The organism is Flavobacterium sp. GW823-FHT06G12 (genome assembly GCF_058794775.1).
The window spans coordinates 74,126-96,254 of record NZ_JBXAHE010000007.1; the positions used below are offsets into that span (position 1 = coordinate 74,126).

The window sequence follows — 22,129 nt, forward strand, 5'->3', positions numbered from 1 at the left end:
AAATACTACGGAAATTGGAGAGAGAAAACAGTGCCTTTTTCAAGTTCAGAATCGACAGTTAAACCAATGTTATGGCGTTTTAGTATTTGCATCGTAATAAAGAGTCCTAATCCTTGTCCTTGAATGTGTCTGGTGCGATCGCTTCTGAAGAATAAATCGAAAATAGATTTGAGGTCTTTTTCTTCAATTCCAGAACCTTGATCTATTATTTTTAGAAGCAGTTTTCCTTGCTCTTCATAAGCTACAATATTAACCTGTAAAGGAAAAGAAAACTTAATTGCATTGTCTATAATATTATACAGAGCAATAAAAAGCATGTGTCGGTTGGCATTTACAAATAATAAATCTTCATTATTGGCAACGGCATCCAGATTAAGTACAACTTTTACTTCAGGATATTCGATATTTTTCTTTTCGAGTATATTCCATAAAATTTCATCTATTCTAACCATTTCCATCTGGTCAGGCTCTGAAAGTTCTAATCCAGACAGAATAAGCAATCCGTCTAATGTTGACTTTAAGTGAAAAGTATCTCTTCGAAGTGATTTTAAAACTTCTTCATATTGCTCATTGGTTCTCGGATGCTGTAAAGAAACGTCGATATCTCCAATAATAAAAGTAAGCGGAGTTTTTAATTCATGAGAAGCATTCTTAAGAAAGTTTTTCTGTATTGCAACACCATTTTCCAGTCTTTCTAAAAGATAATTAAAAGTTGTAATCAATTCTTTTATTTCGTCTTTTCCGCTTGCGGTTGGCATTTCAAGTCTAGAATGGAGATTTTCTGTTGTAATGGTATTTACTTTAGAAATAACATCGGCAAAAGGTCTGAAAGTTTGTTTTGCCAAAAATCTTCCTAAAAGATAATTAAGTGCAATTCCTGCCAGATAAAAAGTAAAGAAAACAATGGCAAGCATTTCTAACTGCCTAATTCCAACATCGTCTATTCCAGAAACAACAATAATAAAATCTCCTTGGTTGTCTTTGTAGTATAAACCGCTAAATTGTCTTTCGTCTATTGTAAAATGCAGAATTCGGTCTCGCGAAATAGCTTTTAATTCTCGATCATTTAATACAACAGGAACATCATCGCGCAAATACAATTTCTTTGTTTTTGCATTGTAAATTCGAATAGACTGATTCGCAATTTTATTAAATTGAGTTTCAATGTCTTTATAACTGACACTGTCCATTTTTCTAATTTCATCTTTCTCAAAATAGAAGAAAGCAGTAATTAAGGCGTTGTCTTCGAGTTTTTCATAATACAAATCTTTTCGATGGCTTTTAAAAAGCAAAAAAGATCCAATAAGGACAAGGCCTAAGATAAAGGCAAACAGCAGAGTCGAATTTCTGGCAAGTTTACTTTTAAGATTCATTAGATTTATCTTTAAGCATATATCCTGTACCTTTTATGGTATGTATAAGCGGAAAAGGAAAATTCTTGTCGATTTTATTTCTTAAATAATTAATATAAACATCAACAGTATTAATGCTCATATCAAGATCCATGTGCCAAACAGCTTCTGCAATGGCAATTCTAGACAAAGCAGTTTCTCTGTTTTTCATAAAAAAAATCAGAAGCTTTAATTCTCTCGAAGAAAGATTAAGTTCTTTACCATCTCTGCTGGCACTTTGTTCTTTCATATTAATTTTGATTCCGGCATACGACTGAAAATCTAAAACGCCAGTGCTAAATTCTGTGCGACGAAGTTGTGCATTGATTCGCGCTAGAAGTTCTTCAAACAAAAAGGGCTTTGCTAAATAATCATCGGCTCCGGCTTTCAATCCTCTAACTTTTTCTTGCGGAGTATCGAGCGCACTTAAAATAAGAATAGGAACGATTATTTTTCGATTTCTTAAAACTTCGCAGACTTCAAAACCAGAAATATCAGAAAGCATAATATCAAGAATGATAATATCATAAGTATTTTCCATTACTTCGTTAATGGCGTCAAAACCTTTGCTGACATTTTTTACCTGATACAATTGCTCTTCAAGTCCTCTTGTAATAAAAGAAGCAACTCTCGGATCGTCTTCGACTAATAAAACTTTGTTCATCGTTTTTGAAGTAAATTAGGTAATATAATACTGGTTAGGCGTTTTCTTTTCAATCGTCTTTTGATCGTTTAATTCTAAAAGTGTATTTTCAATCATAAGAGACATTGCATCTAAAGCTAGATCATTTGGCTGAACGCCAAATGGTTCTTCTAATTCGTCGGCAATAGCTTCTAAGGCTACAAAAGTATAAGCAATAAAAACAATTGCAAAAGGCGTGATCCATCCTAATGTTTCTACAAATCCAAACGGAAGTATAAAACAATAGATATAAACAGTTCTATGTAATAATACGCTGTAAGTGTATGGAATAGGAGTACTGGCAATTCTTTCGCATCCGCCAACAATATCCGAAAGTTTATTTAAGTTTTCCTCGAATGCCAATTGTGCCATTCCGTCAATTTTGCCCTCTTCTTTTGCTTTTTTTACCCATAAACCTAATTCTCTTAAAATAATAATTGGCTTAAAATGAACATCTTTCAATTGTTCTTTGAAGTCTGAAGGAAGCAAACGATTAAAATCTTCTGTAGAATTGGTATTTCGTAATTGATGTTTTAAAGCATAAACAAATGCAATTAAAAGATTAATAAACTTCTGGCTTTCTAATTTGTTTTCTTTTGTATTTAAAAGTGTAATGCTTTGTCTGGCAAGCGATCTGGTATCGTTTAAAAGAGCGCCCCAAAGTTTTCTTCCTTCCCAAAAACGATCATAACTTACATTATTTCTAAAACCAAGAAATATGGCAAGCGCAATTCCGAACAAAGTAAAAATTGCTGGATTAATGTGAAGATTATATTCGAGAAGAAAAGATTTATAATAAACAATAAGGAAGGAAAACAAAAAGAGTAGAAACAATCGTGGAAGCAATTGGGGTAAAACAGAACCCTTCCATTCAAAGAGCATTTTAAACCAGTTGTCTTTTTTCTTAATAATCATTATGCAGAATAAAATTGATGCATTAAAAGTAATTAAAAGTATTTATTTCCTTAGTATTTTTCAAAAGATAAATAGTCATAATTTCTTTTTTGAGATATTAAACATTCCGTAGGAATGTCTGATTGGTAGATTTTTTTTTAATTGTAAACAAAGATACGTTCCGTAGGAACGTTTGATTGGTTTTTGAAAAAATTATTTCGTAAAAACAGGTGTCCCTACAGGGCACTATGCAAATGCGTTATCTTTTTTTTCTACCGATCAGATATTCCTAACGGAATATTTTTTAATGCAATATCGTTTCGTCCAATTTTTCTAATCAGATATTTCTAGCGGAATATTTTTTAATGAAATATGGTTTCGTCCAATTTTTCTAATCAGATATTCCTAACGGAATATTTTTTAATACAATATCGTTTCTGCCAATTTGATGAGCTCATTCTGTGTTTTCATATCAGAGTCGTTTGCAAAGAGAATAATTCCCGAATTAGATTCTGGAGAAAAGACAACATAAGAGCTAAAACCTAAACTTCCTCCAGTATGCGAAATTCTTACTGGACCATTTTCTGGTTTGGTTATTTTCCAGTTTAGGCCAATTGCACCATTCTTAAGATCTCCAAAAGTTGGCTGATGTGTTAATTTTGCATCTGCATTTTTTTCATTCAAATGATATTTAATGTATTGCAGCATATCTGATGTTGAAGAAGCTATTGATGCCGCAACCTGCATATCTTCCCAATCTATAAAAGGCATTTTTCTTCCTTTTGCATCATATCCAAATGCCATTGAAGCAGGAAGTTTAACATTACCTAATAAAACGGTATTTTTCATTTTAAGCGGAGTTGTAAATTCTTTCTTTATAAGTGTGCCAAACTTTTCTCCATAAACTGTTTCCATAATATGACCTAATAATTGCGCTGCTGTGTTGCAATGTCTAGAAATTGCTCCAGGAACTGTATCTAATTTCACATCATGCAAATCGGTATAAAATTGTTGTCTGCTATATTTTCGATGCACAGCGTCTAATATATAAGCAATAGAATCGGGGTTGGCTTTTGCAAAAATCTCTTTGCTGTCTGGCATCCAGTTTGGAAGGGCAGAAGTTAGGTTAGCAAGATTTAGTAGCGTGATTGGCGTTCCTTTATATTGAAGATTTGGATAATCTCCTTTCAAATATTTTCTAATATCATCTGTAAGATTTACTTTTTTGTTGAGAATAGCTCTTGCTAGTAATGTCGAAGAGAATGTTTTACTGTTTGAAGCCAGTTCGTAAAGTGTATTTGAAGTAGGAAGAACTTGTTTTTCTTTTTGAGTAGAACCGTAGTTGTAGAAATATTCTTTTCCATCTTTTATAATTCCGATGGAAAGACCAACTCTCGAACTTTCTGACATAAACGGAAGAGCAGATTTGTTGACCAGAGAGTCCAATTTGGTTTTAAGCAGATTGTCGGCAGGAATTGTGCCTTTTTGAGAATAAGCCATTATATTACATAGTATTAGGCTTAATGTGATTAGAAAATTTTTCATTTTAAAAAAGCTGTTTTTATGTTAGTGGTAATTCAATTTTCTGGATTAAAGCTTCGGCGGAACCAAATTGTCTAAATCGGAAAGTTTATAAAACTTAAGATCATTCAATTTCATGTATTTGCAGATGAATTCTAAAGTTTCAATTTTAACCTGATAATTTTCAGTGATTTCTTTTACAGGTTTATGGCCGCAAAGAAGTAGAATTTTATTGTTTCTTTTGGCATAATCTAATAATTCTAATACATAAGGAATGCTGAAATGAATGTGGCTATTGTCAATATCAAAAGCAAAAACAATTTTAGAATTATTAAAATAGCTGTCTTGTTTTTCTGGAGCTTCACCACCAAATGCTCTTCCTCTAATAATTTTAAATAAAGGAGATAATGCTTGATCTAATGAATCTGACCTTTCTCCGTAAGGATAAGCAAAAGATGTAACGTTGAATCCCTTTTTCTTCATAGAAACAATCATCGGATCTATTTCTTGTTTTAAATATTCTTTGACGCTATATTTTTTGGTAAACTTAACAGCATTGTAATGATGATAGCCGTGTCCAGCGATCTCATGACCATATTTTTGCATCTCTAACAGTGTTTTTATTTCGGGAGCTCCAATAGAATCAATTCTACAGACGTTAAAAGTGGCTTTCCAAGAATATTTTCTTAAAACTTGATCTGCTTCAGACCATTCGTCGACATAAGCATCATCAAAAGATAAAATTACTCCAGCTTTATATGCTGGTTTAGATTCGGTTTGAGTTTTTTTGCCTTCGCAAGAAAGTAAGGTTAAGAATAGTAAAAATAATACAGATTTTGTCAAAAATATCCTCATAGATTTTGGCTCGTTAATGAATTAAAATTAGAACATAATTCAATTCAAATATAGAGAATCTTCTTAATAATTGGTTCTCTGGCTACTTAAAAAAGATTTGTGTAAAGTTATAAGTGATAGATAATTATTGTAAATTTATACGACACAAGATATTTATTTTCATTGCTAAAATTATTCTATAATAGAAATATGAAAGTACAATCCATTTCTAACCGATTTCTTGTTTTTTTTAAAGAAAAAAAAGGAATCTCTTTTATACGCGAAAATGATAAAATTATTAGGCAAGCAATCTTTACCATTTTCTTTCTCGGAATCGGAATATGGTTTATCAAACATGAAAATTCAGAATTAAAAGAAGTCAAAAATGTTATTGCAGATGCAAGCATTTTTTGGGTATTATGCGGTGTTATTCTGGCCACTATTTATATCACATTGCAAGCTTTAATGTATTACGCCTCTTTTCTGGCCGTACAAAGCAAAATTACATTTAAAGATGCCGTTGTTCTCTTTCTAAAACGAAACTTTGTTAGTGTTTTCCTGCCTGCTGGCGGAATTTCTTCTTTAGCTTTTTTCACTAAACCAATCGAAAAGAAAGGTGTAAAAGCAACTCAAATTCATTTTGCATCAATTGTTTATGGTTTTGTCGGTATACTTTCTGTTATTATAGTTGCTATTCCTGCTTTAATTTATTCTTTTTTTCAAGGCACGACAGGTTCTGGTGAATGGTATGCGTTTGCGGCAGTTGCTGGATTAAGCATTATGCTGTATTATGTTTATGTTTCGGTTATAAAAAAAGGATTTATTTATACTATTATTATTCGATTTTTTCCTTCTGCCGAGGTCTTTATGGAGGATTTAAGAAACAACAGAATCATAAAAAATAAGTTTCTGCTTGTAGTTGTTTATTCCACTATTATTGAGTTTGTCGGAATTGGGCATTTATATGTCGCCATGATCGCTTTAGGATTTGCGCCATCTTTAACCGCAGCGATAATGGGGTACATTATTTCGGTTATATTTTTGATTGTTTCGCCTTTTCTTCGTGGACTTGGAGCTATCGAAATATCAATGAGTTTTATATTGATACAATTTGGTTTTCAGAATGTTAATGCAATAGCAATTACCTTTCTCTATCGTTTCTTCGAATTCTGGATTCCGTTACTGGCTGGAGCAGCATTGTTTTTATTCAGTGCCAATAAATTATTAATGCGCATTATTCCTTCTTTTCTAATTTTTATTTTAGGATTAATCAATATCATATCTGTTTTAACGCCAGCTATTTCTGAGCGTTTAGATGTTTTAGAAGATATAATTCCTATTTCTGCAATCAAAGTTTCTAACTATTTTGTAATAACTGCAGGCTTATTTATGCTAATTAATGCGGCTTTTATGCTCAAAGGATTGCGAACTGCGTGGTGGTTTTCAGTCTTTCTTACGGGCATTTCTGTAATAGGAAATATTACTAAAGCCATTGATTATGAAGAAGCTGTAATTGCACTTATTGTTCTGGTTAGTTTAATTGTGACAAGAAAAGAATATTATATAAAGAGCAATTCGCATTTGCAGAGTTTAGGTTTAAAAACGGTTTTAATAAGTATTTCAGCTGTTTTAGTTTATGGTATTTTAGGCTTTTACTTCTTAGACAAAAAACATTTTAATATTGATTTTAACTGGCTTCAATCGATACGATATACATTGCAAAACTATTTCTTGATCGGAAGTTCAGATTTAGTGCCTTTGGACCGCTTTGCAAGACGTTTTCTTCTGTCGATAAATATCTGTGGATTTCTCTCTCTAGGATTTCTGCTTTACGCTTTAATACGTCCGTATACAATTAAAAAACAAGCTGTAGAAGCAGATTTTTCTGCAGCAAATGCTATTCTGCAGCAATATGGTTCGTCATCATTGGATTATTTTAAAACCTACGATGACAAGACCATTTTTATTGCCAAAAATCAGAAAGCTTTTTTAGCATATCGTGTTGCCGATAATTTTGCTGTTGTATTAGAAAATCCAGTTGCAGAATCGAATGCCGAAATGAAAGAATGCATAATAGAATTTGATGATTATTGTTATGAAAACGGTTTAAGAAGCATCTACTATCGCGTGTCCGAAGAAAACTTAGATGTGTTTGCTTCACTGCAAAAAAAGAGTTTGTTTATTGGTCAAGAAGGAGTTGTAGACTTATCACTATTTACACTCGAGGGCGGCGCTAAAAAATCGTTGCGAAATGCAATAAGCAAAGTCAAAGAAAAAGGCTTTAAAACTACTATTTACTCGCCGCCAATAAAGGATGGAGTGCTTCAAAAAATAAAAGCTGTTAGCGATGAATGGTTAGACAGTACAGGAAGAAGCGAAATTATATTTTCTCAAGGGAGATTTGATTGGGAAGAACTTAAAAAGCAGACGATTATTACGGTTGATAATGCCGAAGAAAAAGTTGTTGCTTTCTTAAATGTAATTCCCGATTATGCTGAAAAGGAAGGGACTTACGATTTAATTCGTAAGACGAACGATGCGCCAAACGGTATAATGGATTTTATTCTTATTGAGCTTTTTACCTATTTAAAATCGCAAAATTGTGAATCTGTAAATCTCGGACTGGCCGCTATGAGCGGAATTGAGGAAGCGAATACTTTTCCTGAAAAATCAATGAAGTTTGCTTACGAAAGAATCAAATTCTTTTCGCATTATAAAGGTTTGCGAGATTTTAAGGAAAAATTTTCTCCCATTTGGCACAACAAATACTTAGTGTATTCTCATGATTACGATTTGCTTCAAGCTCCAATTGTTCTTAATAAAGTTGTAAAACCATAATTTTTTTAAAATATGAAAACAGCACAATTAAATTGGACAAAAATAATGGCAATACTTTGTATCATTACCTGTATTTCCGATTTTATTGCCGTGTTTGTATTAGGAAGCCGATACGCTGGATATGATCAGTTAAAAGATACAATGAGTTCGCTAGGGACCAGTATTAGTCCTGTTTCTAATATAATTTCGATTTGGTGGATTTGCATTGGAATTATATTTATTGGTTTTGGAATTTTTTTTGGAAAAGTATTTAATGACAATTCTAATGCTATAAAATTAGGTTCTGTTTTAATTATCCTCTACGGTTGGGGAGAAGGTATTGGCTCTGGTTTATTTAAAGCTGATAGAGTCGAGGGCAGAATGACCGATTCTTTTATGATGCATAGTTTGGCCGGTGGCATTGGTGTTATTGCAGCATTACTGCTTCCTTTTATTTTGCGTAAAGCTATTGTAACACAAAGAAAATATCTGTTTCATATTTTTTCATGGGTTGTTTTTGTTTTTGGACTCGTTACAACGATACTCTTTACATTTCGTTTTTCTTCAGATCAAAATAATTTCATTTCTCTTTACAAAGGATTGTGGCAAAGACTCTTTCTGCTAAATCTCTATGTATATTTTATCGCACTTTCGATAATAATGTACGGTAAAGAAAACCAGTTTTAATTTAACGTTAAAAAGAATCAAGATGAATAAAATTGCAATAATTTTTCTTTTTGTTTTTGGTCAAAGTGTCTTTGCAGCAAGCTTGGATACTATAAATGTAGGTTCATTTGGAAAAGTAACGATATATAAACCCAAAGCAACACCAAATGCAGTTGTACTGTTTATTTCTGGTGACGGAGGCTGGAATAGCGGAGTAGTAGATATGGCCAAAAATATTGTAGATCAAGGAGCTTTGGTGGCTGGTATTGATATTCAGCATTATTTTAAAAACATTAAAAAAGAAAAATCAAAATGTTATTATCCAGCAGGCGATTTTGAAGAATTGAGTTTGATTTTGCAAAAGAAATTAAAGCTAAAACAATATTTTAAACCCATATTAGTAGGATATTCTTCTGGCGCTACACTCGTTTATGGAATGCTGGCTCAAGCTCCTGCCAATACTTTTAGTGGAGCTATTGCTTTAGGATTTTGTCCTGATATTGAAACAGACAGAACTTTATGCGATGGTTCTGGACTAACTTCTCATGTTTTAAAAGAAGGAAAGGCCTTTTATCTCGAAAAAACAGAAAAACTTACAGCTCCTTTTATTGTTTTGCAAGGAACAACAGATCAGGTTTGTAATTATGCAGATACTAAAAAATACATGGACGGACTTAAACAAGGAAAATTAATTACACTTCAAAAAGTTGGACACGGATTTTCGGTTACAAAAAATTGGCTTCCTCAGTTTATAGATGCTTATAAAGAAATTCTGAATACACCCAATTATGCGAGACAAAAATCAGAGCAGAATTCGTTATTGAAAGAACAGCATTTGGAACCGCTGCCTTTTGAAATGCCTTTAACATTGATTCCGACAAAAAGTAAAGATGAAAATCTTCCGATTGCTTTTGTCATTTCTGGTGATGGCGGCTGGACAAGTTTTGATCAATCTGTTGGAGAAGCGTTAGCAGAAAGAGGAATTGCAGTTGTAGGACTTGATGCTCAGAAGTATTTTTGGAATGCTAAAACGCCATCAGAAACTTCAATTGCTATATCAAAAGCAGTAGAACATTATTTGCTGCAATGGAATAAAAAATCGGTTATTCTTGTAGGTTATTCTTTTGGAGCATCTGTTATTCCGTTTGTTACGGCTAATTTTCCAGAAAACTTAAAAGAAAGTTTAAAAGGGGTTTACTCGTTATCGCCAGATGTAAAAGCTGATTTTGAAATTCATATTGCTGATATGTTAAGTATGGAAAGTTCAAATGACAATTATGATGTGATTTCGGAAATCAAGAAGATAAAAGCTTATAATCCGGTTTGTTTTTTCGGAAGTGAAGAAGATCAAGAAACCAGAAAACGTTTTGCAGAATCGAATATTAAAACCATAGAGATTCCTGGCTCACATCACTTCAACGATGATTATGCAAAAATAGCAGAAAGTATTCTGAAAGAAATGAAGTAAGAAATGAAAGCAATACATATTAAAAGAGTTTACGATTCTAAAGAGAATGATGGAACTTATCGTATTCTAATAGATCGTTTATGGCCGAGAGGAATAAAAAAAGTTGATCTTAAAATGGATGAATGGGATAAAGAAATTGCACCTTCACCAAAATTGCGAACCTGGTTTGATCACAAAAAAGAACATTTTACCGATTTTTCTAAATTATATACAGAAGAATTAAAAACGAAAAATGAAGATGTTGAACGATTAAGAACAATTGCAGAAAAACAATCCATCACGTTATTGTATGGCGCAAAAGATGCCGAAATAAATCATGCGGTTGTTTTGAGAGAATTTCTTCTAAAGAAACAATAAGAGCATAATAGATTTATTGGCGAATAGTTACCCATTTCTGAAATCTTCCGTGATGACTGATTGAAATATCCTGAAGTGAGTTTAAAGTTTTTAAATACGGAATTCCATTTTCATCTTTTACAATTTCTTGGTTCTGAACTTCAATTACATTATTGAAATTTTTCTGATTATCTACAGCAATAGTATGAATGTTCTCTAAAGATAAAATCGTTTTTGTGTGATAAATTCTTTTATCACAAATCACTCTTCCTGATGCATTTTTTGAAGTCAAAGAGTTTAATGAACAATAAAGTTTTTTCGGGCTGAATTCACGTATTTTGGTATGGCGATTATAGATTTTGTACGCAGCCTCTTTCATACTCCATAAAAGCCAAACCATGATTTCTGGTTCAGCATAATTTTTTATGAGCAATTGTTCATCAGCCGTAAAAAGCTTTTCTATAAAGCCTTTCCGTTGCCAATTGCTTTCTATACATGACTGCGCGAGATCTATAATATCGTTGCCAATCATTTTTCGGCAAGTTTAGTTTCGATAATTTCTAAAGCTGTTTTTACATCTAGCATTCTTTCCATATCAGTATTGTCAATTACAATATTGAAGTTTTCTTCAAGATCAAGAACAATATCAACCAAGTTTGCCGAATTTATATTTAAATCTTTTATAAAATCAGTCTCTTCTGTTAAGTTGTCATAGGCGTCCATGTTGGTCACAAAAGGCTTTATAATTACTTTTAATCTTGCGGTAAGTTCTTGTCTGTCCATTTTAATTTTCGAATTTTTTAAATAATATGCACGCGTTTACATCGCCAAAACCAAAACTGGCTTTTGCAATTATTTTTGGGTTAGTTATTTTTGTTTCTAAGAGCACTTTTGACGAATCAATAAGTGCAGTAATTTCAGGATGTAGATCTATGCAGTTTTTATTTCCAAACAAAAAACCTTCATAAAGCTGTAATACTGTGGCAACACTTTCAATGCTTCCAGATGCGCTTAAACAATGTCCAGTTAGACTTTTGAGTGAATTAATGTACGGAAAATTAGAACCATTTCTCTCTAACGCTTTTGTCCAGTTTTCGATTTCTAAACTGTCTTTTGTTGTTGCTGTTAAATGCCCGTTTATAGCATCAATTTCATTCGGAGTTATTCCTGCGTTTTCGATAGCAGTTTTAATGCATCTTTGAACGGCTGTACTGTTTGGTGCCGTCATCGTTCCGCCGTCGCGCTGTCCGCCAGAATTGACATTTCCACCCAAAATTTCAGCATAAATGATTGCGTTTCGTTTTAAAGCAGTTTCCAAATCTTCAATAATAAAAGCACCAGCACCGCTTCCTGGAACAAATCCAGCGGCCGAAGCACTCATAGGCCTTGAACCTTCTTCTGGATTGTCATTAAACTTGGAAGAACAAACACGAATGGCGTCAAATCCAGCCCAAATATAAGGTCCGCTATCAGAAGTACTTCCTGCTAAGATTCGTTTTGCCTGTCCAGATTGAATTCGGTCGTAAGCCATTAAAATAGCTTCGGTTCCAGTTGTACAAGCCGAAGAATTCGTAGTAACCTGATTTCCCAATCCGATTTTACCGCCTAGATACGCGCTAATGCCGCTGTTCATTGTTTGTGCCACAACTGTACTTCCTAATCTACGAACTTGCAGTTCATCAATTTTATAAATGCTTTCGCGAAATTTATCAATTCCAGAAGTTCCAGATCCGAAGATAGCTCCGCTGTCCCAATCTGGATTTTCGTTTATTGGCAAACCTGCGTTATTCCAAGCTTCCATTCCTGCAATAACACCATATAAAATTCCGGTGCTATTAAATCCGCGAAGTTCTAGTTCTGTAAAATACTGGGCTTTTAATTCCTCAGATATTTGAGGCTGACCCGCAATCTGACAAGAAAATTGCAATTCTTCTAACTGAGAATCATGACGAATACCCGAAATGCCGTTTTGCAGTGCACGACTAAATGCAGGAATGCCAACACCATTTGGCGCGGCAACTCCAAGTCCTGTTATAACAACTCGCTTTTTCATAATTTCTTGGTTATCATTCCTGCCAAAATGCCTCTGCAGACTTCTTGTCCAGCTTCATTTTTCATTACCGCATTGCATTTTAATTTTCCAAAGCGAAAGAACAATTTCTCAGATGTCACCGTTACTTTTTCATTTGGATAAACAGGTTTCAAAAATTCCATATCGGCAGAAGTAAAAGCAATTACGGTGTTTTCTCCCAATTCATTTCCTAATAGAAATATTCCTAAGCAAACCATTCCAATCTGCGCCATTGTTTCAGTTAGAATAACGCCTGGAGTAACAGGATTATCTTTAAAATGGCCTTTGTAAAAATCAAGATTTTCTTTGTAGGTATAAGTTCCTATAACACCGTTTTCATCTGCGTGAAGCAATTCATCTACAAACAAAAAAGGTTCGCTGTACGGTAGCTGTTTTATAATATCATTTAATTCCATAAGTTTTCAAATTACCATTGCAATAAAACTCTTTGTGCCGAAAATCCTGGTCCAAAACTCAGCATTAAACCTTTTTCTCCTTTTTTCGGATTTCGATTCATAATGTTTTCTAAAACATACAAAACCGTAGCGCTCGACATATTACCGTATTGTTTGAGAATTTCTTTAGTGTCGTCAATATTTTTCTCTAATCCTCCAAAAAGAGATTCAACAGTTGTCACGATTTTTTTTCCCCCGGGATGAAAAATCATGTGATCAATATCTTTAATTTCAAGATTATTGTGCTTTAGAAAAGGATGAATGATGTCCCCAAAATGAGAAGCAATGGTGTCTGGAACTTCAATATCGAGAACCATTTGCAGTCCGCCGTTGGTTAGTTTGAAACCCATCATGTGTTCAGCATCATAAAAATGATACATCTGTTCGTCTAGAATTTCAGGACCAGCATCTTCTTCTTTTGAAGACAATAAACAGCAAGCAGCACCATCTCCAAAAATCGCAGCGCTGACAATATTCGGCATGGAGAAATCATCTAACTGAAAAGTTGCCGTTGGCGATTCTACAGCAATTACCGCAGCACGTTTTCCAGGATTCGATTTTAGAAAATTCTTGGCATAAATAATTCCCGAAATCCCTGCGGCACAACCCATTTCGGTTACAGGAAGACGAACAATATCTTGTCTGAGTTTCATTTTATTAATCAGATAAGCATCAAGCGAGGGAATCATAATTCCGGTACAGCTTACGGTAATAATGTAATCTAAACTCTGCGGATCCCAACCAGTTTTTTCTAATGCTTTTTCGAGAACTTGATGTCCAAGAACAATCATTTCACGACTATAAATATCATTTTTTTCTTCGAATGAAGTAGCGGTAAAAACTTCTGAAGGTTCCATGATAGAATAACGTTTGTCTACAGAAGCGCCTTCAAAGATCTTTTTGACTTTTTTAATAAAACGTTCTTCTTGACCTTCAAGCCATACATCTACAAGCGGAAGTATTTCTTCAGTCGTTCGTGAATATTGCGGAAGCTGCTTAACAGCTGTGATTATCTTTACACTCATATTTTAGTAATTATCCACTGGTAGCGAAACGCCCATTTCCAGTTTATGGAATAGTTTTTTAGATTTAGTTTTTCGGAGAAATGCTCCAATTCCTTTTTTTTGAATCCTTTTAAAATGGAAATCAAACCATCATTACGAGACATTCTATTGAGATTGAAAATAACGCTTACCAATTCAAATAATCGATAAGCGAGTTTGCTTCGATGAAGGTCATTTACAACAATTCCAATCGAAGCATTTTTATTTAGAACATTCATAACTTCATCAATCTGCGCTGTTGTAAAATGATGCAACGTCAACGTACACAAAACAATATCATATTTCAGTTCATTAAAATCTTCGCTAAAAATATCCATACAGAGATAGTCAATATTTGTAAAATCTTGTGAAAGTTTCTTGGCATAATCAATTGTAAAAGCATTGGCGTCGATACCAATTAATTTAAAATTTAGATTTTGCTTTTTTCCGTATTTAGCAAGCATTCGCAACATATCTCCATTTCCGCAACCAATATCAGCAATGATTATTGTTTTTGAAGTATCACTATTTTTTAAAAGTTCTTTTATGCCATGTAGCGTCAGTTTATTTCCTCCAAGCAATTGGTTGATAGAAGCAATTTGATCTAATGCGCCAATCAATTCTTCGCTTTCAAGCGAAAAATCATCCATTATCTCTATTTCTTCTGTTCTATATTTAGTGTTTACAGTCATTTATTCAATTGTTATTGGTCGGCCGTGCGTTTGTTTTATAATGAATGAAAGTAATGTAGGAATCGATGCTGCAATGGTCGTCATGATATGAGTTAAGTTTTTATGCGTCAATGCATTTGATAATAGTCTGCCAAAAAATAATCGCTTGCTAAAATGCTTTTTCCATTCTTTGATATACTTTTTTTCAAATTCATTTCTGGTTTCAATCTTTCCATAATAAAAATCAAGAACTAGTTCAGCAGCTATTTTAGCGCTATGGATCGCCATTGCCATTCCGTTGCCGCACATGGGATGAATTAATCCAGCGGTATCTCCAATCATTAAAATGTGATTTTCTACAGGTTCTTTTTTATCGAATGAAATCTGACTGATTGTTAAAGGTTTATCGAATAGGGAAGTACTGTTTTCAAAAATAGCTTTCAATTTTTTATTTTTATAAAGCACCGATTTTTGGTATTCTTCAATGTTTTTGTATTTTTTAAAAGTTTCAAAATCGGCTAAATAGCAAATGTTGATAACGTCGTTTTCGACCTTAGAAACGCCGCAATAACCACCTTGAAAATTATACAAACCAACGAGGCTTTCATCAAATTTCCCTTTGTAATGCGCTTTTATGGCAAGCCAAGGTGATTTTTTAGAAATAAAGTCTCTTGACAAAACTTGATCAATATTTGATCTTTTGCCATAAGCGCCCAAAATTATTTTTGCTGAAAAAATTTCTTCAGAAGTTGTTACGGTGAAAATGTCATTTTCAAAAGAAATAGTAGTGACGTTTTCTGTAATAATAGTACAGCCATTATCGACGGCTTTTTTAAATAAGAAATGATCCAATTCATAACGGCTGACTCCGAAACCTCCAAGCGGAAGTTTTGTTTTTGCTGTTTTACCGTTTTGTGCAACAAATTCAAAATTTGAAATGCTGGTTGGATAGAGTTCTCTAACATCTATGTCCAACCAAAATAAATAAGGAAGAATTTCATTTGAGATATATTCTCCACAAACTTTATGCTTTGGATACGTATTTTTTTCGATAAGAGTTACCCTCAAACCTTTTTTAGATAAGTGCAGAGCGCTTGCCAGACCAGCAAGACCGCCTCCAATAATAAGTACATCGGGATTTGTTCTCATATAACCAATTTAATCATAAAAACTCAAATGTTCTTACTTAATTCTATAAGAAATTAACAAAATTTCAATGTTGTTTATTCTGTGTTTTCTCACATAAAAAATGGTAATTTATTTTGTTTTTTTTTCTTAAGACTTAAGATTTCAAATAAGGCAAGGAAACTTCATTTTTTCAATTCGTAATAAAAATAATATTAATTTTTTTGCGCTATCTTTTTCTCTTCTTGATTTTTTTTCTTGAATTTGTTTTATTTATAATTACTATTTAAAATATTGTTATTTAAGTATTTAATTTATTTTTTATAAAGTTTTAGTTTAGGTGATATTTACGATTTATTCTACGATTTTAAAAAATATGTAAATAAAATACTATTACTTTATTATTAATTACTATTTTTACACAGTCTAAATAAGAATAGTTATTCTGGTTTTTGAGAAAAGATCAGTCAAAAAATAAATGAAAAATAAAAGCACTTACGGTCATTTCAATACAATTATTACGAGTTTCATTTTACTATTTGTTAATATGCTTTTGGGGCAAAATAATAATAGTATAAACGGTTTGGTTTTTCATTCTAAAAATCCATTATCGCATGCTACAGTAATTTTAGAACCTTCTTTTAAAAATACCGTAACTGACAGTAAAGGACATTTTTCATTTTCAGGATTATCAAATGGAACGTATACAATTCGAATAAGCATTATGGGCTATAAAGATTACATTGAGAAAATTACTTTAAATGGCGCTGCTCATTCCATTCAAATCGAAATGGAACAAGGAGTCGATTTGAAAGAGGTCAATGTAACGAGCCGCATTAAAGAAAGCAGTAATCCTGAAAACTTGGTAAATGCACGATATAGCGCTATGCCAGTTACTGTAATCGATCGTAAAACAATTGAACTTATGGGGAGTAGAAGGCTCGATGAAGTTTTAAAAGAACAAACAGGAATTGCTATTGTAAACAATATTAGCGGTGGGGCTAGATCTGTTGGCGTGCAAATGCAGGGTTTTGGAAGTGAATATATTATGGTGTTAATCGATGGTCAGCCAATGGTGGGGAGAAACAATGGCAACTTTGACCTTTCGAGAATTAGCGTTTCCAACATCGAACGTATAGAAATTATAAAAGGGGCTTCTTCGAGTTTGTACGGAAGTGAGGCTTTAGGCGGCACTATAAATATTATTACCAGACATGGGGTTGTAGATCCGCAAATACAGGCTTCAGTAAGTTATGGATCACTGAATATTGTTGATGCTACATTGGAAGGAGAAACGCCTTTTCTTGAAAATAAAGGTACTGTAAATCTTGCAGCAAATTATTACAGAACAGATGGTTACAATACCAATTCTAAATACATACAAGGAACAACTTCGCCACCTTACGATAATTATAGCTTACAAGGAAGATCGCGTTATCAGGTAAACCAAAAGAGTTTTCTCGGCTTGAGCGGACGATATGGGCTTCGTCGTTCTTTTATGGAAAAGGATTTTGGCTTAGGCCATATTTCTGGAGATAATCAAGATGAGCAGGATTTAAATCTTTCAGTTTCATTTGATCATCGCTTTAATAGCGCATTTAGAAGTATTACAAGATACTACCTTACGTATTATACTGCTGATATGAGTGTAGCTTGGCAGGAAAATAATAGTTCGGTTAGCCAAGATGTTTTTAAACAGACGCTTCATCGTTTAGAACAGCAGTTTTCTTATAGCAGTAATAATACATACCAGCTTGTTGGGGGTTTTGGAGGAAGTGTTGAAAACATGAATGATGTTGCGCTCAATGGTGTAAACTCTCTAGAAACTATGTTTTCTTATGTTCAGGGAGAATGGACTCCTTTCGAGAAACTAAAGGCAGTTGGCGGATTACGCTATGATCATACTAATAATTTTGGAGGAAGATTAAATCCGAGTTTTGGATTGCAGTATTTTATTAGTCCAAAATTAACCTTTAAAACAGGGGTTGGAACTGGATTTAAAGCACCAGATTTTAAAACCAATTATTTAGTGTTTTACAATTCAAACAGCAATTATTTAGTAATTGGAAATGCTGTTCTAGCACCAACTTTAGAACAACTTCAAAAAGATGGACAAATCAGCGAAATTAGACAATATGTTCTTGATCAGACCGCTGGAAATTTACAAGCCGAGAAAAGTACTTCTTATAATGCAGGATTGATTTTCGAACCTTCAAAGAAACTCAAAGTAGAGGGAGGTGGTTTTTATCATAGAATAACCAATCAGATTAATAGTATTCAAGTTGCTACAGGCTCAAATAACAGAATAATTTATACCTACCAAAATCTTCCAGAAGCTGTCAATAAAGGTTTTGAGCTTTCGCTAAAATTAACCCCAATAAAAAATCTAGAAATAAGTGCTGGTTATCAATACTTAATTGCTAAAGATCTTAGCATAAAAGATAGTATTAGAGCAGGAAAATGGCCTTACAGTCAGAATATTCACGATCCAGCAACTGGAAATTCGTATAAGCCGCGACCATCAGATTATTGGGGAATTGAAAACCGTTCCCGTCATATGGCGAATTCTTCTATTTTCTATCGCAATAATCCATGGAAACTTAATGCAAACTTGAGAGTGAATTTTAGAGGAAAGTATCCATTTGGAGATCGTAACGGAAATCAATTTATTGACAAATATGACATTTTCGTGAAAGATTACTGGCTGATCAATGCAAGTATTGATAAGCAATTATTGAATGATCATCTCAATGTCAGATTTACGGCAGATAATATTTTCGATTATACAGATCCTCTAATGCCAGGACAGCCAGGAAGAATACTTCTTTTGGGTGTTAGCTATCGTTTCTTTAAAAACCAATAAACTCAAATATTTCTAATGACAACAATTAAAACATTTAACAAAAGTAAAATACTGCTTTTCGCGATAGCTGCGATAAGTTTGGCTTCCTGCAGCAGCAATGAGGAAGACACAAACTCTTCGCTTATTGATAATAAAAGCACTGTTATTACTGATCTTGCGGGCGACACTGGAGCTTCTATGGGAGATGGAAGTAATGGAAAAGAGCAGAGAAGTTTTCATACGTTTTTGTTTCGCTTCAGCGATAAAAAACAAATATGGCTGCATACCAAAGCAGATTCTTTGCAATATATGAAAACAAAAGACTGGGACATTGCTTTTACAGGACCTTACAATAGCGAAGTTTTTGTAAATAATGCAAAATACCAATATAATCCTGGTTTTGAAGGGCCAGCAGAAAATACTTCTGTTGTATTGCTTAATGAAGATTATAAAAATGTCACACAAGCACCTTCAGATACAGATTTTAATATTAGCGAGATAACCAAAATAGGATGGGCTTCTTCAGAAAGTTCTGCTGGATGGTTTTATTACAGCTTAAGCAGCCACATTATGCAGGCAATTCCGAATCGTACATATGCGATACGTTTACCTGACGGAAAATATGCCAAACTGCAACTTGTAAATGCCTATAAAGGAAATCCTCCAGCGGTTACAGATTTGAATTGGCCTGCTCCTTATTTCACTTTCAGATATTTTATCCAGACAGACGGAAGTAAAAATTTAAATACCAAATAAATAGATAATCTCATGAAACGAATAAAAACATTAATAGAGAAAGTATCGCCAATATTGATGATGGTTTTTCTTATTGCTGCCACAACTACAGCATGTTCATCTGATGATAAACCAGCAGAAGGAAGCGGAAATGAAGAAAACCCAGGAACAGAAATTCCAGATCAAACACTTTTTAATAAAGTCATTCATGTAAAAAATTATCAAGGAAGCACTTCTGATGATAATCCGACGGCGCCTTCTGCAACACTTTACTATAGTCTTGAAGAGAATAAATCGGTTGACGGTTCTTATAAAAAAACAAGAAAATGGGATTTAGCTTTTGGCGGATTATATGCCAGCTTTTTGTCTGGAAATAACGGTTTAGACAATAAAAATAATGGTTATCAGGCAGGTGGAGTTGGAGGAATTACAATTGTAGCTAAACCTTTTGATGAAGTGGTTGATGTTCCTGCTGACAGTCAATTTAAAACAGGAATTGATCTTATAGGTACAGATGATGCTGGTTCTTTTGGTAACGGAACTGGATGGTATTTGTATGATTTTGATGGAGTTGTTGTGTCTGATGGAACTAATCCTCAAAAAGCCCACGTAGCATACGCACTTGGTGAACCTCTTAAAATTATAAACGGAACAACTATTCCAGCAAGAACTATTATTCTAAAAACAGCAAACGGAAATTATGCCAAAATTAAAATGATTTCGGTTTACAAAGATGTTTATACACCATCTGAATGGTTTAAAGATACTCCGCACATGTATTACACTTTTGATTATGTAATGGTTCCAAAAGGAAGTACAAAATTTGAAATTAAATAACCAATCCAAATACAAATAATGAATACTAAAATCACAAAATTAAAAACACCTTTGTTTTTTGTTGCTTTTACGCTTTTTAGTCTTTTAACTTCTTGCGATAATGAAGAAGAAAGATGGACAGATGTAAAAGAAGATCCAGTTACAGAAATTGTTACCGACCTAGATGCACGAAGAATTATATCTTTTAAGGTTGTAAATCCGGGCGAAAGTCAAGCGATATATAGCGCTGTAAATAATTTAGAGAAAACAATTACAGTTTATCTGCCTTCTTATTATGAATATGAATATTTAGAAACTTCGATTTCACTTCCTGAAAAAACAACTATTACTCCCGCAGCTACCGAGTTAGTGCCTGTATTCGCGAAAACACCATTTACGTATACCACTAAAGCAGCTGATGGAACAACAGCTGTTTATACTGTAAAAATTGTGATCCAACAGCCAAAATTGGTTTTAAGAGAATTATCAAGTGAGACTTCAACTTATACTATACCCGTTTCAAGCTCTATGTTTTTAAAAGGTGAAAACTTTGTCCCTTCTTACGAAGTAACAAAAGTTTATGCTGTAGATGCACAAGGAAATAAGAAATGGCAATTTCAGCAGTATAATGAAGGTTTAGACATCTTTAGCTTTTCAGCAGCTTATGTTTTTGGAGGAACTTCTAGTGAAGTAATAACATTAGAACCCGATACTGACTATTGGATACAGATGGAAAGCTATAATCTTACCGCTACAATGAAATATCCTATTAGAATTACAAAATAAACTTGCAAATAAAAAATGTCTGTCTTTTCTGCCGAGGTAATAAAAGAAGCCAAATTAATCTATTAAATATATCATTATGAAAAAAATAATCTTATCATTTTTAGCATTGGCTACTATTTCAATTACATCTTGTAGCTCAGAAGACCAAACTGCCGATTCACAAGGACTTGCAAAAGCACAAGAAGAACAAGTTTCTAATCAAACAGCCAAAGCAGCTGCATTAGAATTATGTTCTGCAACTTCAACATCAGTAACTGTAAATAGATGGCAAGCACCATCATCTGTAGATACTAACTGGACTCCAGTAGCTGCTGTTATTGGCGGTGTAAACGTTCAGTGGGAAGGTATTTACGGAGCTTCACTTCGTCCTGTTGGAAATACAGCTCAATGGTACGTTGGTACAGTTGATTTAAATTCTGTTTGTGGAGAATGGGATTTATGGAAAGAAAGTGTTGAAGTTAAAAATGCAACTGGAAATGTTGGTACAGCTCCAGCATCAGATCCTTATAATATAGTTGGATACAATGGTTCAATATCTGGATCAAATTACGGATTAGGATATTACTCTTATAATATTACAACTCATGTTATGACTCCTGCTAAAGCTATTGTAATCTGGAAAGCAGCTGGAACAAATTCACATTCTGTTACAGTTCCTCATACAAGTGCTACAGAAGTTTATTTGGTAAAAGTAACTGCGGTTACTCCAGGAACTTCAAGCAGCGTAATCAGTTATAACTGGTCTAAAGTATTATAAATCAATAACAATGTAAAAAGAAACATGGGATTACGACATAATTAAAAAGTGCTGCAGTAAAGCTTGACCGGCGATCTCTGCAAAATACTAATATCATATCATTACCCCATGACTATCAAACGGCTTTTTGAATTACCGTAAGCATTGAAAATACAGACATTTTAAAAAAATAAATGCCTTTATCAATAAGGCAAAAATAATAAAATAAAATCATTTAAA

21 protein-coding genes are annotated in these 22,129 nt (G+C 33.4%); 9 read left to right on the forward strand and 12 right to left on the reverse strand.

The annotated features are described in order from the left end of the window. Positions 1-5: 5 nt before the first annotated feature. The 5 genes from AC1Q5Z_RS22570 to AC1Q5Z_RS22590 all read right to left on the reverse strand — a co-directional run bounded on the left by AC1Q5Z_RS22570 (position 6) and on the right by AC1Q5Z_RS22590 (position 5,343). Positions 6-1,373, reverse strand: a complete 1,368-nt coding sequence (locus tag AC1Q5Z_RS22570; protein WP_492446942.1) for a HAMP domain-containing sensor histidine kinase — start codon at positions 1,371-1,373, stop codon at positions 6-8. Beyond that, positions 1,363-2,055, reverse strand: a complete 693-nt coding sequence (locus tag AC1Q5Z_RS22575; RefSeq protein ID WP_198858027.1) for a response regulator transcription factor — start codon at positions 2,053-2,055, stop codon at positions 1,363-1,365. Before AC1Q5Z_RS22575 ends, AC1Q5Z_RS22570 begins: the two co-directional genes overlap by 11 nt. 15 nt (positions 2,056-2,070) lie before the next feature. Then, the gene (locus AC1Q5Z_RS22580; RefSeq protein ID WP_198858028.1) at positions 2,071-2,988 is read right to left on the reverse strand and encodes a bestrophin family protein; all 918 of its coding nucleotides are present in this window, start codon (positions 2,986-2,988) and stop codon (positions 2,071-2,073) included. A gap of 399 nt (positions 2,989-3,387) precedes the next feature. After that, positions 3,388-4,512 carry a serine hydrolase domain-containing protein gene (locus tag AC1Q5Z_RS22585; protein WP_343586565.1) on the reverse strand — a complete coding sequence of 375 codons (1,125 nt, stop codon included), beginning with the start codon at positions 4,510-4,512 and terminating at the stop codon, positions 3,388-3,390. A 45-nt stretch (positions 4,513-4,557) separates the two neighbouring features. Continuing rightward, positions 4,558-5,343 carry a polysaccharide deacetylase family protein gene (locus AC1Q5Z_RS22590; protein WP_198858030.1) on the reverse strand — a complete coding sequence of 262 codons (786 nt, stop codon included), beginning with the start codon at positions 5,341-5,343 and terminating at the stop codon, positions 4,558-4,560. A 189-nt stretch (positions 5,344-5,532) separates the two neighbouring features. On the opposite strand from AC1Q5Z_RS22590, the gene mprF reads away from it, so the two are divergent. From mprF to AC1Q5Z_RS22610, 4 genes are read left to right on the forward strand one after another with little or no spacing between them, the layout of a single operon-like run. After that, the gene (mprF, locus tag AC1Q5Z_RS22595) at positions 5,533-8,160 is read left to right on the forward strand and encodes a bifunctional lysylphosphatidylglycerol flippase/synthetase MprF (protein ID WP_492446945.1); all 2,628 of its coding nucleotides are present in this window, start codon (positions 5,533-5,535) and stop codon (positions 8,158-8,160) included. 12 nt (positions 8,161-8,172) lie between these two features. Next, on the forward strand, positions 8,173-8,826 hold the full coding sequence (locus AC1Q5Z_RS22600) for a DUF998 domain-containing protein (RefSeq protein WP_343586558.1): 654 nt from the start codon (positions 8,173-8,175) through the stop codon (positions 8,824-8,826). Between the two features lie 22 nt (positions 8,827-8,848). Next, positions 8,849-10,273: an AcvB/VirJ family lysyl-phosphatidylglycerol hydrolase gene (locus AC1Q5Z_RS22605; protein WP_492446947.1), complete on the forward strand. Its 1,425-nt coding sequence runs from the start codon at positions 8,849-8,851 to the stop codon at positions 10,271-10,273. Positions 10,274-10,276: 3 nt separating this feature from the next. Next, a complete protein-coding gene (locus AC1Q5Z_RS22610; RefSeq protein ID WP_343586554.1) occupies positions 10,277-10,630 on the forward strand; it encodes a DUF488 domain-containing protein in 354 nt (117 codons plus the stop codon). A 13-nt stretch (positions 10,631-10,643) separates the two neighbouring features. Here the strand turns inward: AC1Q5Z_RS22610 and AC1Q5Z_RS22615 are convergent, their stop codons facing one another. From AC1Q5Z_RS22615 to AC1Q5Z_RS22645, 7 genes are read right to left on the reverse strand one after another with little or no spacing between them, the layout of a single operon-like run. Further along, complete coding sequence (locus tag AC1Q5Z_RS22615; protein WP_492446949.1) at positions 10,644-11,141, reverse strand: 4'-phosphopantetheinyl transferase superfamily protein; 498 nt, start codon at positions 11,139-11,141, stop codon at positions 10,644-10,646. Further along, positions 11,138-11,392 carry an acyl carrier protein gene (locus AC1Q5Z_RS22620; protein WP_343586550.1) on the reverse strand — a complete coding sequence of 85 codons (255 nt, stop codon included), beginning with the start codon at positions 11,390-11,392 and terminating at the stop codon, positions 11,138-11,140. Before AC1Q5Z_RS22620 ends, AC1Q5Z_RS22615 begins: the two co-directional genes overlap by 4 nt. Position 11,393: 1 nt before the next feature. Continuing rightward, positions 11,394-12,662, reverse strand: coding sequence for a beta-ketoacyl-[acyl-carrier-protein] synthase family protein (locus AC1Q5Z_RS22625; RefSeq protein WP_492446951.1), 1,269 nt, complete (start codon positions 12,660-12,662; stop codon positions 11,394-11,396). After that, a complete protein-coding gene (locus AC1Q5Z_RS22630; protein WP_492446953.1) occupies positions 12,659-13,096 on the reverse strand; it encodes a 3-hydroxyacyl-ACP dehydratase FabZ family protein in 438 nt (145 codons plus the stop codon). Before AC1Q5Z_RS22630 ends, AC1Q5Z_RS22625 begins: the two co-directional genes overlap by 4 nt. Before the next feature lie 11 nt (positions 13,097-13,107). Then, positions 13,108-14,160, reverse strand: a complete 1,053-nt coding sequence (locus AC1Q5Z_RS22635) for a type III polyketide synthase (RefSeq protein WP_492446955.1) — start codon at positions 14,158-14,160, stop codon at positions 13,108-13,110. Continuing rightward, complete coding sequence (locus AC1Q5Z_RS22640) at positions 14,157-14,870, reverse strand: methyltransferase domain-containing protein (protein ID WP_492446957.1); 714 nt, start codon at positions 14,868-14,870, stop codon at positions 14,157-14,159. The genes AC1Q5Z_RS22635 and AC1Q5Z_RS22640 overlap by 4 nt, the downstream gene beginning before the upstream one ends. Further along, positions 14,871-15,998 carry an NAD(P)/FAD-dependent oxidoreductase gene (locus AC1Q5Z_RS22645; protein ID WP_492446959.1) on the reverse strand — a complete coding sequence of 376 codons (1,128 nt, stop codon included), beginning with the start codon at positions 15,996-15,998 and terminating at the stop codon, positions 14,871-14,873. It lies immediately after the preceding gene. Positions 15,999-16,452: 454 nt separating this feature from the next. Here AC1Q5Z_RS22645 and AC1Q5Z_RS22650 point away from each other — a divergent pair, with 454 nt between their 5' ends. The 5 genes from AC1Q5Z_RS22650 to AC1Q5Z_RS22670 all read left to right on the forward strand — a co-directional run bounded on the left by AC1Q5Z_RS22650 (position 16,453) and on the right by AC1Q5Z_RS22670 (position 21,910). Then, entirely contained in the window at positions 16,453-18,837 is a 2,385-nt protein-coding gene (locus tag AC1Q5Z_RS22650) for a TonB-dependent receptor (RefSeq protein ID WP_492446960.1), read from the forward strand. Positions 18,838-18,852: 15 nt separating this feature from the next. Beyond that, on the forward strand, positions 18,853-19,572 hold the full coding sequence (locus AC1Q5Z_RS22655) for an HmuY family protein (protein ID WP_492446962.1): 720 nt from the start codon (positions 18,853-18,855) through the stop codon (positions 19,570-19,572). Positions 19,573-19,584: 12 nt separating this feature from the next. After that, positions 19,585-20,388: an HmuY family protein gene (locus AC1Q5Z_RS22660; RefSeq protein ID WP_343586532.1), complete on the forward strand. Its 804-nt coding sequence runs from the start codon at positions 19,585-19,587 to the stop codon at positions 20,386-20,388. A gap of 18 nt (positions 20,389-20,406) precedes the next feature. After that, positions 20,407-21,153, forward strand: coding sequence for an SGBP N-terminal domain-containing protein (locus AC1Q5Z_RS22665; protein WP_343586529.1), 747 nt, complete (start codon positions 20,407-20,409; stop codon positions 21,151-21,153). Positions 21,154-21,229: 76 nt separating this feature from the next. Continuing rightward, entirely contained in the window at positions 21,230-21,910 is a 681-nt protein-coding gene (locus AC1Q5Z_RS22670) for a hypothetical protein (RefSeq protein WP_492446964.1), read from the forward strand. Positions 21,911-22,129: the final 219 nt, after the last annotated feature.

Excerpts from the sequence above, each read along its gene's own strand:
- AC1Q5Z_RS22570 (WP_492446942.1), bottom strand. The coding sequence starts at position 1,373 with ATGAATCTTAAAAGTAAACTTGCCAGAAATTCGACTCTGCTGTTTGCC.
- AC1Q5Z_RS22575 (WP_198858027.1), bottom strand. The coding sequence starts at position 2,055 with ATGAACAAAGTTTTATTAGTCGAAGACGATCCGAGAGTTGCTTCTTTT.
- AC1Q5Z_RS22580 (WP_198858028.1), bottom strand. The coding sequence starts at position 2,988 with ATGATTATTAAGAAAAAAGACAACTGGTTTAAAATGCTCTTTGAATGG.
- AC1Q5Z_RS22585 (WP_343586565.1), bottom strand. The coding sequence starts at position 4,512 with ATGAAAAATTTTCTAATCACATTAAGCCTAATACTATGTAATATAATG.
- AC1Q5Z_RS22590 (WP_198858030.1), bottom strand. The coding sequence starts at position 5,343 with ATGAGGATATTTTTGACAAAATCTGTATTATTTTTACTATTCTTAACC.
- mprF (WP_492446945.1), top strand. The coding sequence starts at position 5,533 with ATGAAAGTACAATCCATTTCTAACCGATTTCTTGTTTTTTTTAAAGAA.
- AC1Q5Z_RS22600 (WP_343586558.1), top strand. The coding sequence starts at position 8,173 with ATGAAAACAGCACAATTAAATTGGACAAAAATAATGGCAATACTTTGT.
- AC1Q5Z_RS22605 (WP_492446947.1), top strand. The coding sequence starts at position 8,849 with ATGAATAAAATTGCAATAATTTTTCTTTTTGTTTTTGGTCAAAGTGTC.
- AC1Q5Z_RS22610 (WP_343586554.1), top strand. The coding sequence starts at position 10,277 with ATGAAAGCAATACATATTAAAAGAGTTTACGATTCTAAAGAGAATGAT.
- AC1Q5Z_RS22615 (WP_492446949.1), bottom strand. The coding sequence starts at position 11,141 with ATGATTGGCAACGATATTATAGATCTCGCGCAGTCATGTATAGAAAGC.
- AC1Q5Z_RS22620 (WP_343586550.1), bottom strand. The coding sequence starts at position 11,392 with ATGGACAGACAAGAACTTACCGCAAGATTAAAAGTAATTATAAAGCCT.
- AC1Q5Z_RS22625 (WP_492446951.1), bottom strand. The coding sequence starts at position 12,662 with ATGAAAAAGCGAGTTGTTATAACAGGACTTGGAGTTGCCGCGCCAAAT.
- AC1Q5Z_RS22630 (WP_492446953.1), bottom strand. The coding sequence starts at position 13,096 with ATGGAATTAAATGATATTATAAAACAGCTACCGTACAGCGAACCTTTT.
- AC1Q5Z_RS22635 (WP_492446955.1), bottom strand. The coding sequence starts at position 14,160 with ATGAGTGTAAAGATAATCACAGCTGTTAAGCAGCTTCCGCAATATTCA.
- AC1Q5Z_RS22640 (WP_492446957.1), bottom strand. The coding sequence starts at position 14,870 with ATGACTGTAAACACTAAATATAGAACAGAAGAAATAGAGATAATGGAT.
- AC1Q5Z_RS22645 (WP_492446959.1), bottom strand. The coding sequence starts at position 15,998 with ATGAGAACAAATCCCGATGTACTTATTATTGGAGGCGGTCTTGCTGGT.
- AC1Q5Z_RS22650 (WP_492446960.1), top strand. The coding sequence starts at position 16,453 with ATGAAAAATAAAAGCACTTACGGTCATTTCAATACAATTATTACGAGT.
- AC1Q5Z_RS22655 (WP_492446962.1), top strand. The coding sequence starts at position 18,853 with ATGACAACAATTAAAACATTTAACAAAAGTAAAATACTGCTTTTCGCG.
- AC1Q5Z_RS22660 (WP_343586532.1), top strand. The coding sequence starts at position 19,585 with ATGAAACGAATAAAAACATTAATAGAGAAAGTATCGCCAATATTGATG.
- AC1Q5Z_RS22665 (WP_343586529.1), top strand. The coding sequence starts at position 20,407 with ATGAATACTAAAATCACAAAATTAAAAACACCTTTGTTTTTTGTTGCT.
- AC1Q5Z_RS22670 (WP_492446964.1), top strand. The coding sequence starts at position 21,230 with ATGAAAAAAATAATCTTATCATTTTTAGCATTGGCTACTATTTCAATT.